The 14,204-nt window shown below is 45.3% G+C and carries 13 protein-coding genes; 1 reads left to right on the top strand and 12 read right to left on the bottom strand.

Annotated elements, in window-relative coordinates:
- Window positions 1-7: 7 nt before the first annotated feature.
- The 12 genes from atpA to BHV72_RS09365 all read right to left on the bottom strand — a co-directional run bounded on the left by atpA (window position 8) and on the right by BHV72_RS09365 (window position 11,804).
- Window positions 8-1,591: a F0F1 ATP synthase subunit alpha gene (gene atpA, locus BHV72_RS09310; RefSeq protein WP_005680925.1), complete on the bottom strand. Its 1,584-nt coding sequence runs from the start codon at window positions 1,589-1,591 to the stop codon at window positions 8-10.
- A complete protein-coding gene (locus BHV72_RS09315; RefSeq protein WP_005676089.1) occupies window positions 1,591-2,151 on the bottom strand; it encodes a F0F1 ATP synthase subunit delta in 561 nt (186 codons plus the stop codon). Before BHV72_RS09315 ends, atpA begins: the two co-directional genes overlap by 1 nt.
- A gap of 5 nt (window positions 2,152-2,156) precedes the next feature.
- A complete protein-coding gene (gene atpF, locus BHV72_RS09320) occupies window positions 2,157-2,660 on the bottom strand; it encodes a F0F1 ATP synthase subunit B (protein WP_005676090.1) in 504 nt (167 codons plus the stop codon).
- A 56-nt stretch (window positions 2,661-2,716) separates the two neighbouring features.
- Window positions 2,717-2,974 (bottom strand): ATP synthase F0 subunit C, encoded by a 258-nt coding sequence (gene atpE, locus BHV72_RS09325; RefSeq protein WP_004295758.1) that lies wholly within the window; start codon window positions 2,972-2,974, stop codon window positions 2,717-2,719.
- Between the two features lie 43 nt (window positions 2,975-3,017).
- The gene (gene atpB, locus BHV72_RS09330) at window positions 3,018-4,151 is read right to left on the bottom strand and encodes a F0F1 ATP synthase subunit A (protein ID WP_286855624.1); all 1,134 of its coding nucleotides are present in this window, start codon (window positions 4,149-4,151) and stop codon (window positions 3,018-3,020) included.
- Window positions 4,135-4,569, bottom strand: coding sequence for a hypothetical protein (locus BHV72_RS09335; RefSeq protein ID WP_005676095.1), 435 nt, complete (start codon window positions 4,567-4,569; stop codon window positions 4,135-4,137). The genes atpB and BHV72_RS09335 overlap by 17 nt, the downstream gene beginning before the upstream one ends.
- 71 nt (window positions 4,570-4,640) lie before the next feature.
- Window positions 4,641-4,886 carry an ATP synthase F1 subunit epsilon gene (atpC, locus tag BHV72_RS09340; RefSeq protein ID WP_005676097.1) on the bottom strand — a complete coding sequence of 82 codons (246 nt, stop codon included), beginning with the start codon at window positions 4,884-4,886 and terminating at the stop codon, window positions 4,641-4,643.
- Between the two features lie 11 nt (window positions 4,887-4,897).
- Complete coding sequence (atpD, locus tag BHV72_RS09345) at window positions 4,898-6,415, bottom strand: F0F1 ATP synthase subunit beta (protein WP_286855625.1); 1,518 nt, start codon at window positions 6,413-6,415, stop codon at window positions 4,898-4,900.
- A 546-nt stretch (window positions 6,416-6,961) separates the two neighbouring features.
- Window positions 6,962-8,128, bottom strand: a complete 1,167-nt coding sequence (gene purT / locus BHV72_RS09350) for a formate-dependent phosphoribosylglycinamide formyltransferase (RefSeq protein WP_055256526.1) — start codon at window positions 8,126-8,128, stop codon at window positions 6,962-6,964.
- A gap of 61 nt (window positions 8,129-8,189) precedes the next feature.
- Window positions 8,190-9,503 carry an acyloxyacyl hydrolase gene (locus BHV72_RS09355; RefSeq protein ID WP_122295199.1) on the bottom strand — a complete coding sequence of 438 codons (1,314 nt, stop codon included), beginning with the start codon at window positions 9,501-9,503 and terminating at the stop codon, window positions 8,190-8,192.
- A gap of 36 nt (window positions 9,504-9,539) precedes the next feature.
- Window positions 9,540-10,163 carry a chloramphenicol acetyltransferase gene (locus BHV72_RS09360; protein WP_005676101.1) on the bottom strand — a complete coding sequence of 208 codons (624 nt, stop codon included), beginning with the start codon at window positions 10,161-10,163 and terminating at the stop codon, window positions 9,540-9,542.
- Between the two features lie 123 nt (window positions 10,164-10,286).
- Window positions 10,287-11,804: a DUF4301 family protein gene (locus BHV72_RS09365; RefSeq protein WP_122295201.1), complete on the bottom strand. Its 1,518-nt coding sequence runs from the start codon at window positions 11,802-11,804 to the stop codon at window positions 10,287-10,289.
- A 106-nt stretch (window positions 11,805-11,910) separates the two neighbouring features.
- Here BHV72_RS09365 and BHV72_RS09370 point away from each other — a divergent pair, with 106 nt between their 5' ends.
- Window positions 11,911-14,127, top strand: coding sequence for a RelA/SpoT family protein (locus tag BHV72_RS09370; protein ID WP_005680920.1), 2,217 nt, complete (start codon window positions 11,911-11,913; stop codon window positions 14,125-14,127).
- Window positions 14,128-14,204: the final 77 nt, after the last annotated feature.

Below are 14,204 nucleotides of genomic sequence, written 5' to 3' on the forward strand. Positions count from 1 at the left end.
TCTTGAATTACAAATATTGTTTAGCGACCATAGCGGCAGTTTCTTCAATAGCCTTAGTCACATTATCATCAATAACACCCGTTCTCAATACATCCAACACATCCTCCTGATGATTCAATTGCAGAGACTCGATGAAACTGCGTTCAAAATCCTGCACGTTGTTCAATGGCACATCACGGAGCAAACCATGTGTACCACAATAGAGGATAGCAATCTGTTGTTCCACAGGCATCGGACTGTATTGCGGCTGAATCAGCAACTGCGCATTCTTACGCCCTTTGTCAATTGTCAATGCCGTAATCGGGTCCATATCACTGCTGAACTTGGAGAATGCTTCCAATTCACGATACTGTGCCTGGTCTATCTTCAATGTTCCTGCCACTTTTTTCATCGCCTTAATCTGAGCATTACCACCTACACGGGATACAGAGATACCGACATTGATAGCCGGGCGGACACCCTGATTGAACAAGTCCGTTTCGAGGAATATCTGTCCGTCAGTGATAGAAATCACGTTCGTTGGAATATAGGCCGAAACGTCTCCTGCCTGCGTCTCAATGATAGGCAAGGCAGTCAGTGAACCACCCCCTTTCACAATACCTTTCAGGCTTTCGGGAAGGTCATTCATCTCGCGCGCCACTTCCTCCTGGTTGATAATCTTAGCCGCACGTTCCAACAAGCGGGAATGCAGGTAGAAGATATCACCCGGATAAGCCTCACGTCCGGACGGACGGCGAAGGATCAATGAGACCTCACGATAGGCAACCGCCTGCTTGGAAAGGTCATCATAAACCACCAGCGCGTGACGGCCGGTATCACGGAAATATTCGCCGATAGCAGCCCCTGCAAACGGCGCGTAATACTGTAATGCAGCCGGATCGCCAGCCGTGGCAGCTACCACAACGGTATAATCCATAGCACCATACTCACGGAGCGTATTTACAATAGAAGCCACGGTAGAACCTTTTTGACCGATAGCCACATAAATACAATATACAGGATCCCCTGCCAGGAAGTTGGTACGTTGGTTGATAATCGTATCAATCGCAATGGCCGTCTTTCCTGTCTGACGGTCACCGATAATCAGCTCACGTTGTCCACGCCCAATAGGAATCATGGCATCCACAGCTTTCAGTCCTGTCTGCAACGGCTGGTTGACAGGCTGACGGAAGATTACTCCCGGCGCTTTGCGTTCCAACGGCATTTCATACAAATCACCACCAATTAAGCCTTTACCGTCGAGCGGTTCACCCAGCGGGTCAATGACACGCCCCAACATACCTTCTCCTACGCGGATAGAAGCAATATGCTTGGTACGCTTCACAATAAAGCCTTCCTTGATTCTGTCAGTCGGTCCCAACAACACAGCACCCACGTTGTCCTCTTCAAGGTTCATCACGATAGCCTTAATGCCGTTGTCAAACTCCAGTAACTCGTTAGCCTCGGCATTCCGCAGTCCATAGATACGCACCACACCATCGCTCACCTGAAGCACCGTACCGATTTCGTCAAGCTGCACATGGGTATTAATACCTTCGAGCTGTTTACGCAATATATCGGAAACCTCGCTTACTTTAATATTTTCAGACATTATACAATTCTCCTATTCTTATCAATAAACTGTTGTTTTACTCGCTTCAACTGCGTAGCAATGCTTGCATCCAGTCGATAATCATTAATATCGAAGATGAATCCGCCCTCGATAGACGGATCTACCACAGTCTCCAGTTCCATTTGCGCATGCAGGATATGCGCTGCTGCGGAGCGGATACGGTCTTCCGTCTCCTTGTCCACAGGAACAGCCGTAATCAGTTTGCCTACCCCGATATGCTTTAGTTTCCGGTAAAGATCCAGATACATCAGGCTGATAAACTGTAAATATCCCTCACGCCTGTTTCGCAGTACCAAAGTAATAAAATGGACAAACTCTCTGGTGGATTTACCGTTGCCATCGGCAGCCGTACATACCAGCGCCAATTTCTCTTTGGTTGAGATAACAGGGTTATCCAGTGCTTCGCGCAAACCCGGTTGGGCGCAAAAGCAATAAGACAGTGTGAGGAACTCTTGGTAGAGCTTGTCCTCCACTCCTTTCTCCTGTGCGTATTCAATCATCGCTTTGGCATATCGCATTGAGAGTATTCCGACTTCCATTTTCCTTAGTTCTTATTAGGGGTTAATACTTCATCCAGCATACGGTCAATCATGCCCATTTGAGCTTCTTTGTCCTGAAGACTCTTACGGAGCACTTTTTCGGCAATATCGACAGAAAGCACAGCCACCTGACGACGGATGTCGCGGATAGCTTCGTCTTTCTCCACCTGGATTTGTTGTCTCACCGCATCCAGTTCCTTCTGTGCGGCTATCTCGGCTTGCTTACGGGCCTCGTGAACAATCTTGTCACGTTCTTCCATTGCTTCCTTCAAGATGCGTCCTTGTTCCTTGTTGGCGGCAGCCACAAGCGCATCGCCCTCCTGCTTTAGTTTGGAGAGCTGTGCGTTGGCTTCTCTTGCCACCTCCAAAGACTGGTCGATATAGACTTTACGGTCTTCCACCATCCTAATGATGATAGGGAAACCGTATTTTGCCAATATCACAAACACAATCCCGAATGCGACAAACATCCAGAACAACAGGCCACTATCAGGTAATAGTAATGACATTTCTTGTAATTTAGAATGATGAATATTGATTTACAGTTTGTCGGTATTCCACCTGCTTAGAGGAAGAACACCAACAGACATACTACTACCGCCAACAAAGCTACACCTTCAATCAAGGCTGCCGCGATAATCATATTCATACGAATGTCACCTGATGCTTCCGGCTGCCGCGCAATAGCTTCCATAGCCGAACCACCAATCTTACCAATACCCAAACCTGCTCCGATTACTGCAAGACCTGCACCGATAGCTGCACCTAATTTACTTACTCCTACTGCTGCTGCAGTGGCTTGTAACAATACTGATAGTAACATAATTGGTTTATATTTTTTATTTGCTCTCTTATCTAATTCTCTTTTATTTTTCTTCCGCCTTCACCTTCGCGCCTTCTTGTGCCAGTCCGATAAACACTGCCGAAAGCATTGTAAACACGTATGCCTGGATGAAAGCTACCAACAGTTCAAGCGCATTCATAAAGATGTTGAACAGTACGGAAGCCACGGTCAGTGTGCCGTTCAGTGCGGGCCCCATACTTGCAGAGATGAAAATCAGGCAAGTAAGCACCAGCATTGCCATGTGTCCTGCCAACATATTGGCGAAAAGACGAATCATCAATGCAAACGGTTTCGTGAAGATCCCGAAAAACTCGATGAAAGGCATCATCGGCACAGGAACTTTCAACCACCAGGGTACATCCGGCCAGAAAATATCTTTCCAATAATGTTTGGTTCCGAAAATATTAACCGCAAGGAACGTACAGATAGCCAGTACCATTGTGATCGCAATATTTCCCGTCACATTCGCCCCACCGGGAAAGAATGGGATCAATCCCATTATATTGTTGACAAAGATGAAAAAAAACGCTGTCAGCAGATATGGAGCGAATTTCCGATAATTGGGACCGACACAACTCTTGATGATATCATCGTTCACCATCATAATAAACATCTCCATGAATCCGATGAACCCTCCCGGTGCCAACGCTCCGCGAGGACGTTTTCGATACCAGTGGGCTACACTCAATACAATCACCAGCAACAGCACACTGTTGAACAGCAAAGCAAATGTCACCTTTGTGATAGAAATGTCCCACGGACGCACTTGCTCTCCGGCTGCATTATACTCTACCAGTTTACCTTCGTATTTACTTCCTTCGGGAGCGATGGAAAGCCCTTCATAACTACCCCCGTTCTCTTCAAGACGCGAAGATAGAAAAGTATGCCAACCTGTAGTACTACTATAAACAATAATAGGTAATGGTATAGTAATGTGTGTTTTACCCCACGTCGTAATATGCCATTCGTATGAGTCGCCGATATGCCCGAACACGATCTCTTTCACATCAACCGTATTCTCTTTTTCTCCTTTAGAAGTCATCTCATCCTGCATCTTCGGAGCCGCTTCTTCCTGTTCCTGTGCAAAAACAGGGAAGCCGGCTGCCAACAGACAGAGCAGCACCAACGGGGTTAATATGTTACGCAACTGTTTCATTTTTATTCTTATTTTTCTTTTTCCGTTTCAGGTTCACTTCAAACGAGAAGAAGAACCATGTTTCGTATATCAGATACAGCAAATAGAACGAGATAAACGTCAGCAAGAAAGCTTTAGCTTCTTCACGCACGGCAAGGCAATAAATCAAGACTAGAATTATCGAAAGAATCATCTTTACCATTTTTATTGCCAAATACAGCAGTAACATCTTTTGCGGAGCATGCTGCCGACACGCATCGAACATATAGATACTGAACAAACCAAACAGATAGAAATATGTCGGAATAAACGGATATCCTCCGAAATAATGTCCCGGTAGGGCAACGTGTAAAATCACTGCACCGACTCCTGCACTTAGAATTGCAAATAAAGTGTTCAAGCCGATAAAATTCCGTTTAGTTTTACTAATGTTCATCATGTCACTGTGTTTTTCTACTGTATTTTCTAAATCTCGTTTTTTCCAATTCAACTATATTTCAGGAGGTCCGCCTACGAAACGCAGGCAGAAACCGTCCCGTCACTCAATTCCACAAAACCACCCTGAATATCAAGTGTATGCTCCTCCCCGTCCAGCGTGGTATAACTTAATGTTCCCGCTTTCAATGACGAGACGATAGGCGCATGTCCCGGCAGAATGGAAAACGACCCGATCGTACCCGGCAATGTGACTATCTTCACATCTCCGTCGAATACGCTCTTTTCAGGCGACACTATACTCAAATGCAGTTCTTTCATCGCAACGTTTTTTATTTCTTCGCTTGTTCCAACAATTTCTTACCTTTCTCCATAGCTTCCTCAATCGTACCTACATTCAAGAACGCCTGTTCGGGAAGATTATCCACCTCACCATCCAGAATCATTCTAAATCCCTTGATTGTATCCTCAATGGAAACCATTGCTCCCGGAACACCCGTGAACTGTTCGGCAACGGCAAACGGCTGCGAAAGGAAACGCTGCACACGGCGGGCACGGTTCACCACCGTCTTATCCTCCTCCGAAAGCTCCTCCATACCAAGAATAGAAATGATATCTTGTAATTCCTTGTTACGTTGTAGAATCTGTTTCACACGCTGCGCCGTATCATAGTGTTCCTGCCCAACGATGTGTGGATCAAGAATACGAGAAGTAGACGCCAACGGGTCCACAGCCGGATAGATTCCCAACTCCGTAATCTTACGGTCAAGTACAGTAGTCGCATCCAAGTGGCTGAAAGTAGTTGCAGGAGCCGGGTCAGTCAAGTCGTCGGCAGGCACATACACCGCCTGTACGGAAGTGATAGATCCTTTCCGAGTGGAAGTGATACGTTCTTGCATCGCACCCATTTCCGTAGCAAGAGTAGGTTGATAACCCACGGCGGAAGGCATACGCCCCAGCAATGCCGAGACTTCCGAACCCGCTTGCGTGAAACGGAAGATATTGTCAATAAAGAACAAAATATCGCGTTTTTCACCTTCACTTCCGGCATCACGGAAAGATTCCGCAACCGTCAGTCCGGACAATGCCACAGAAGCACGTGCACCCGGAGGCTCGTTCATCTGGCCGAATATCAGAGATACCTGCGACTTTTCCAATTCGTTATAATCAACTTTGGAAAGGTCCCAATCCCCTTTCTCCATACTTTCTTTGAATGCTTCGCCATAGCGAATAACACCCGACTCAATCATTTCACGAAGCAAGTCGTTACCTTCACGCGTACGCTCACCTACTCCGGCAAATACAGAGAATCCATTATGTTTCTTGGCAATGTTATTGATAAGTTCCTGAATCAATACGGTTTTTCCGACTCCCGCACCACCGAACAGACCGATCTTACCACCTTTGGCATACGGTTCGAGCAAGTCGATCACCTTGATACCCGTAAAGAGTACCTCCTGCACGGTAGTCAAATCTTCGAATTTGGGAGGATCGCGGTGAATGGAATATGCACCTTTCCGGTCGAGTTCCTTCATACCGTCAATAGAATCACCGACCACATTCATCAGTCGCCCTTTAATTTGTTCACCAATCGGCATTGTTATCGGACCTCCGGTAGGGCGCACTTTCATGCCTCTCTGAAGTCCGTCGGTACTATCCATAGCCACGGTGCGAACCGTATTTTCACCAATGTGTTGCTGTACTTCTACAATCAGTATTTTGCCGTTTGGCCTTTTTATCTCCAGTGCATCATGTATACTTGGTAACATCACTTCTGCATCTGTACCTTCAAAGTACACATCGACCACAGGGCCGATCACCTGGGATATATGTCCGATAATCTGTGACATAAGCAATCTTTTTTATATTATTCTTTTTCTTTCCTATTGAATCTTAAATAGTATGACAAGGAACGAATGCTTCGCGCTTTATCTGTTTTTACTATTATAATAACAGCTAAGTTCCACTTTTGTTCATCTATATTTTATTTCTGATAAACTATCACCTAAAGAAATAGTTATATAAACAACTGCGCAAATGTAGAAACAAATCCGTGAGATTGTTCTTTCTTTTTTAAAATTTGTCGTTCGATAACACTTGTTAGGCCAATAAAGACTACAAATAGACCAAAATAGAGTTTATAATATTACAAATAGTCAGCAAAAAGTTTCTGTTACTTATAAAATAACAACTGTATATGTTTGATTCTAATAAGTTTTCAGACTAATTGTTTATAATCAGAACATTAGCAAAAAAACAAAATAGTAGCACCGGCAACTAGTTTTGTGTTCGGACACATCCGAAGATACCTACCGATTTAAAAATAAAAACTCCAACTCGCCGGAATTTATAAATCCGGTGAGTTGGAGCTTTTATATTAAATATCGATCGGATATTTAATATACTTCCACCTTTTCAGCTATTCTCTTTGCCTTATCGCGCAAAGCGTCCAGATCGGAGTCGAGCGGAGCATAACACAGTACCACTCCCATACGACGGTTGACGCGGGTAAACGGCTTACCGAATATACGCAGGTAAGTATCTTCCTCTTTAGTGACTTCCTCCATTCCGCGGTATTGAGGACGTTCTTGGCTGGCTATCGGAGAAAGGATAACGGCACTCGCTCCTATCCTCTCTTGCTTAATGCCCGGAATAGGAAGTCCAAGCACAGCACGCAAATGAAGTTCGAACTCATTCAAATTCTGCGTTCCTGCCAATGTCACCATACCGGTGTCATGCGGACGGGGGGAAAGTTCGGAGAAGTAAACGCCATTCTCGTGGCTCAAGAAGAATTCAACTCCCCAAAGTCCGGCTCCCGTCAAAGCGCGGGTCACTTTCTCTGCCATTTCCTCCGCTTCTTTCAGGTGAGCAGGGTCAATGTGCGCAGGCTGGAAACTTTCACGGTAATCGCCTCCTTTCTGCACGTGGCCGATAGGCGGACAGAACAACGTGGGACCGTTCTTTTGAGTAACCGTCAATAGTGTTATTTCACTGTCGAACTTAATAAATTCCTCAATAATGAGCTCGCGGATATCACCACGGCTACCACTGCATCCATACTCCCAAGCGTGTTCAAGTTCGTCGGCACTTTTCACAAGTGACTGTCCCTTACCGGAAGAAGACATCAACGGTTTCACCACACAAGGGAAACCTATTTTAGCAGCGGCAGCTTTCAGTTCGTCTAATGTCTTAGCGTAAAAATATCTGGCAGTTTTCAGTCCGAGTTCTTTAGCAGCAAGATCACGAATGGCTTTACGATTCATCGTGAAGTTAACGGCACGGGCACTGGGAACCACCTGGATACCTTCCTTTTCAAAATCATACAGACGTTCCGTACGGATTGCTTCAATCTCCGGAACGATAATGTCCGGCTGATGTTTCTTAACGACACGCTCCAGTTCTTCGCCGTTCAGCATATCGAATACTTCACATTCGTCGGCTACTTGCATAGCAGGCGCTCCGGCATACGAGTCACAAGCAATAATGTGCTGACCTTTACGCTGGGCAGAAATTACAAACTCTTTTCCTAATTCCCCGGAACCGAGCAACAATATTTTCTTCATTATTTTGAGTGTTTTATGTTAATGATGCAAAATTAGTACATTTCGATGAAATATGGCTTTTTTAGTGACGTACTTTTGGATATTTATTGTGAAAACGGAAACCTAAGCCGAGCATCAGATAATTAGGGGTCTGGAAGTTCTGAAGATTATAACCGATGTGGAGGAAAGTACTGCGGGTAATTCCTATTTTCAGGGCTAATATCTGATAAAGCCCCCGCAAGTCACCACGACCGAGCACATTGGCTCCGATGCCTACGCCGATTGTAAAATATGGCATCACATACTCTGCACGTCCCGACACGCCGAGTGATAGTTGATGCTGGATGCCCGGTTTCAGAAATTGACGTGGAGGAGGCGTGCCGTTTCCATTCGAATCGACAATATAATCTTCCATATAGGTATATACATTGGCACTACCGTCGTAAACTCCGTCGAGCGAGGCACCAACACGAAATTTATAACCGAGGTTGTACATCGGCGCGAAGTTGAATCCTGCCACCGGATAACTACCGGGCGAGGCAATCTGTCTCCCGTCTCCTATATATACCCCCTTTCGCCGCCATGAGCCGAATAATACCAGATCATAACTTATGTGACGCGGAAAGCGGGGAATAGCCGGCCGAAGCAGAGACTTTGTAAGTTCTTCTTCTGTACGGTTAAAGTTATACACCAATCCGATTTTGGCTCCGGTGGTATTTACCCCTGCATTCGGGAATTTGGTATTGCCATTAGAGAAATGAGTGAAATCACCGCCAATGATTAAGTCGAAATAACGGGAAAATGCCCAGTTCAGATAGATACCTGCATTAATATAGGCATTCATTCGCGAACCGACTGCACCATTATAGGAATTATAATCATTATCATACGGTTTCCAACCGGCGGACAGACCGAAGTTCCATTCGTAGTTGAGCGAAAGACAGGGATTAAACCGGGCAATCCGCGCCCCCTGAAACACATAAAATGAGATAGGATCTCCAAGTTGTTTTTTATCTCCGAAGGTAGTGGCGGACAAGCCGAATCCCTGATAAGCACCACCATAAATACGGTCGGCACAGGTGTTGGGACGGAATTGGAATGAATATTTCAAATGAGCGGCAAAAGAGGTCTGAATGGGTTGCCAGCGTTCGTTTTCTCCCTGCAAGAAGGGATTGGTAGGAAACACATATTGCGGACGGACTTCCACCCCCAGACGATGAATAAAGCGATGAGGAGTATGCACAGAGAGCGTATCAAATCCATACCTCGAGAAACTGCTTTGCCGGATTTCATAAATATCATCCTGCCGAACCTCCTGTGCATTCAAGGAAATCCCCGGAAAAAATAGTACTACGCAAAGAATGATGACCTCCCACTTTAATACCTTTGGTCTCATATATGGTTTGTTTAGTCTTTATAAATTGGTGCGAACCTACAAATCAAGAGATTCGATGAATTTTGCCACATGATAACCGTCCATTAACCCATGGTGACAAGTGACGGAAATAGGTAACATCAACTTCTCCCCTTCCCGAAAGTATTTTCCTGTGGATATTTTCGGTACGCTGTCACCCGAACGCATGTTCGTGGGGTGCTTCATGTCTGTAAAGGTGAGCCACGGCACTGCCGAATAATGAATGGCATTGGGATGAAAAGTTCCTTCCTTATTCAATCCGGTAGTAGTTTGCAGTCGTTCCATTTCAGCTTTCGCTTTGAGGATAAAGGTCAGTTCATCGGGATCGTATTCAAAGGAAGCGAATGAGAATGTATGGTCGGCACGACCTACGGTAGCTTCGGGCAGGAGACTGTCATAACATACAACTTTTTCTCCTTCGATACGATAACGGAACTCTTCTACTTTGGCGGCAGCCGTGATGATACGATGCAGGAGCAAAAGGGAAAAGGAAACGCCTTTATTTTTGGCTTCCCGGTAAGCACGGGTACAGTCTACATTGACCGTTACACCGAAAAAAGGATCGTCAAAGGCACTAAAATGTTCAAAATGTTCTTTTCTGTTCCAAGTAGCAATATCAATAATCTTCTCAATCTGATTCATCTAAACACTCTTTTTATAGGTCTGTGGCATATAAACGACCGCTCAATCCTAAATTATCAAGCGGTCGCTTTCTCTAATATCTATAATTGGCTGTAATTATCATCTTGTTTTTTCAACATCTGATTACTGGTGTTGCTCATGCAACAAGTCATTTACAGTCTTTACCGGATTAAAGGTAGTAAGCGGTACTTCTACGAATACCGTATTCCAGTCACTCATGGCACCATTCCATAAGCCGGGAAGCTCAAGAGCCTTCAAGTCTTTACCATTCTTCGATTTATATGAAATGAAACCGGTTGCTTTATCTACAAATCTCACTAAGTCAAACTTATGTCCTTTGTAATCACGAACAGCACAAACCAAGTCTACCGGATTGAAGTGAGTTCCCTTCTCAAACATTTCCTTTTTTGCAGGGTCATTCATGTCAATCTGAGAACTTTCGAGGATTTGCAGGGAGATTGTTCCGTCGCTATTGTATGCCAGGAACGGACCACCACCCGGTTCGCCTACGTTCTTCACCATACCGCAGACACGCATCGGACGGTTCAACTTCTGTTTCAGATAGATCACCAACTCGGCGTCTTCGAGATTTTTCACTTCGGGATTCTTGCAGAAAAGTTGTTTTTGCAGGAACTGAAGAATTTCCATAACTTGCTCATGCGTATATTTTCCGCTATCAAGCAACTCAAGATACTCGAAAGCTTTTTTCTGCAAAGTTACCAGTACACCGGCAATCAGTTTCTTATAAGTCACTGTGTCAGCTTTCAGTTTATCGGGCACTACATTGTCGATATTCTTGATAAAGATAATATCGGCGTCAAGGTCATTGAGGTTCTCGATCAGTGCACCGTGTCCTCCCGGGCGGAACAACAGTTTACCGTTATCGCGGAACGGTTGGTTGTCCATATCGGCTGCAATAGTGTCCGTGCTCGGTTTCTGCTCGGAGAAGGTGATGTAGTAATCCACTCCGTAGCGTTTCGCAAATTCTCCGGTCTTTTCTTCCACTAGTTTCTTGAATAGTTCGCGATGTTCCGTAGATACAGTGAAATGTACATTGACCTTGCCACTTTTTCCGGCAGCATACATAGCACCTTCAGCAAGATGTTCTTCGAGCGGGGTACGCGGGCCTTCGGGATATTTGTGGAATTTGAGCAGCCCTTTCGGAAGTGCACCGTAATTCAATCCGGCCGTTTCGAGCAATGCGGCTACCACAGCTTTATAATTGCCTTCTTCCAGTAGTCCCGGTATGTCTTTTCCGGCAGTACGCTGGCAGGCTACATTCAAATCGTCATAGAAAGCAAAATTCCTGATACCGTCAAAAAATGCCTGTTCGAACTTTGTAGTGGGCTTGTCATATTCGGCAGACAGAAACTCGAACAAGTTCTTGAACATACGACTCGCAGCACCCGAGGCAGGAACGAATTTCACAATAGTCTTATCTGTGTTCTTATATGCGTCCCAAGCAGCTAAATAAGCTTTTTGTTCTTCTGCATCGGGAGCTAAGATACCTTTCTCTATGGAAGCAGCCGCATCCAGTTTCAAAAAAGGGAAACCCGTCTGGAAGCATGCTAGTTGCTCTGCTATTTGCGCTTCCGTGATGCCTTTTTTGGCAAGCAACTCTTTGTCCTGTGTCGTTATCATACTATCTATTTTAATTAATTGATGCCCAAAAATACAAAATGTTATTTACTTCTTACCGAATAACCAAGAAAAAAAGTAATTTTACGTCGAATTAACAAGATTGAATATGGACGACTTTTTTACATCAGAGGAAAAAAAGGAGCTTTTTTCACTCTACCGGCATTTAATGCAATCCGCCGGAGACAGTATTTCCTGGAGGGATTGCCAAAAGTTAAAGAAACATCTAATCAAAGCCGCCCAATGTAACGGGTTGCAACGCAATAACTTCGGGATGAATCCCGTCATCAGAGATTTACAAACGGCTGTTATCGTAGCCGAGGAAATCGGAATGAAAGGTTCGTGCCTTATCGGAATCATGCTGCATGAAATTGTGAAAGCACATATCCTGAGCATTGAGGACGTGAACATCGAATACGGGGAAGATGTAGGCAGTATCATCAAAGGACTGGTGAAAACGAATGAACTGTACTCCAAGAGTCCGGCTATCGAATCGGAGAATTTCCGCAACCTTCTCCTGTCATTTGCCGAAGATATGCGTGTGATCCTGATTATGATTGCCGACCGTGTGAACGTAATGCGCCAGATTAAGGATACCGGAAACGAGGAAGACCGCGTCAAGGTTGCGAATGAGGCAGCTTACTTATATGCTCCACTGGCACACAAGCTGGGGCTTTACAAGCTAAAGTCGGAGCTGGAAGACTTATCATTGAAGTACACCCAACGGGAAACGTATTATTATATAAAGGAGAAGCTGAACGAGACGAAAGCTTCCCGCGACAAATATATTGCCGCCTTCATCGAACCGATAAAAAAGAAGGTCGCGGAAGCCGGACTGACGTTCGACATTAAGGGACGCACCAAGTCAATACATTCTATATGGAACAAGATTCAGAAGCAGAAGACTCCGTTTGAAGGGATTTATGACTTGTTCGCTATTCGTATTATCCTGGATTCCGATCCGGAACCCGCTAAGGAAAAGCAGGAGTGCTGGCAGGTGTATTCTATTGTGACGGATATGTACCAACCGAACCCGAAGCGTCTGCGCGACTGGCTCTCGATTCCGAAAAGTAATGGTTATGAGTCGTTGCACATCACCGTCATGGGGCCGGAAGGAAAATGGGTGGAGGTACAGATCCGTACCCGCCGAATGGACGAAATCGCAGAGCGGGGTTTGGCCGCCCACTGGAGATATAAAGGTATCAAAGGCGAGACGGGACTGGACGAATGGCTGACTTCCGTCAGGGAGGCACTGGAAAACGCCGACAACGATTCGATGAAGGTGATGGACCAGTTTAAAATGGACCTTTACGAAGACGAGGTATTTGTATTTACCCCGAAAGGGGATTTATTCAAACTTGCCAAAGGAGCTACTGTACTCGATTTTGCATTTCATATTCACAGTAAGCTGGGATGCAAATGCATCGGCGCCAAAGTGAACGGCAAAAATGTACAGTTGAAACAGAAGCTTAACAGCGGCGATCAGGTGGAAATCATGACATCGAACACCCAGACACCAAAACAGGACTGGCTGAACATCGTGACGACCTCTAAAGCACGCACCAAGATACGGCAGGCACTCAAAGAAATGGTGGCACGCCAGCACGCTTTCGCTAAAGAGACGCTGGAACGAAAGTTCAAAAACCGCAAACTGGAATATGATGAAGCGACAATGATGCGCCTTATCAAGCGTCTGGGATTCAAAAATGTGACGGAGTTTTATCAGAAAATAGCGGACGGAGCGCTGGATGTCAACGAGACGCTGGATAAATATGTCGAACAGCAGAAACGGGACAACGACACGCATGATGAAATTATTTACCGTAGCGCCGAGGGTTACAATTTGCAGGCTGCACAGGAGGAATCAACATCCAAAGAGGACGTGCTTGTGATCGACCAGAACCTGAAAGGACTGGAATTTAAACTGGCAAAATGTTGTAATCCTATTTACGGAGATGATGTGTTCGGATTCGTGACAGTGAGCGGAGGTATCAAGATTCACCGGGCAGACTGTCCGAATGCTACGCAAATGCGCGAGCGTTTCGGCTACCGGATTGTGAAAGCACGTTGGGCGGGTAAGTCGGTAGGTACGCAATATCCTATTACGCTGCGTGTTGTAGGGCATGATGATATCGGTATCGTAACAAATATCACTTCTATCATTTCCAAAGAGAATGGTATCACGCTGCGTTCTATCGGGATTGATTCCAACGACGGGTTGTTCTCCGGAACGTTGACTGTCATGGTAGGTGACACCGGACATCTGGAAGCTCTTATCAAGAAGCTACGGACGGTAAAGGGAGTAAAACAAGTAAGCCGGAATTAAGAACCGAATCTATATAAAAATAGTGACGCTATCCACAAGTAATAGCGTCACTATTTTTATATCATAGCGTCATAATG

Origin of the sequence: Bacteroides sp. 43_46, assembly GCF_001915455.1 — a bacterium.
Lineage (GTDB): Bacteria > Bacteroidota > Bacteroidia > Bacteroidales > Bacteroidaceae > Bacteroides > Bacteroides caccae.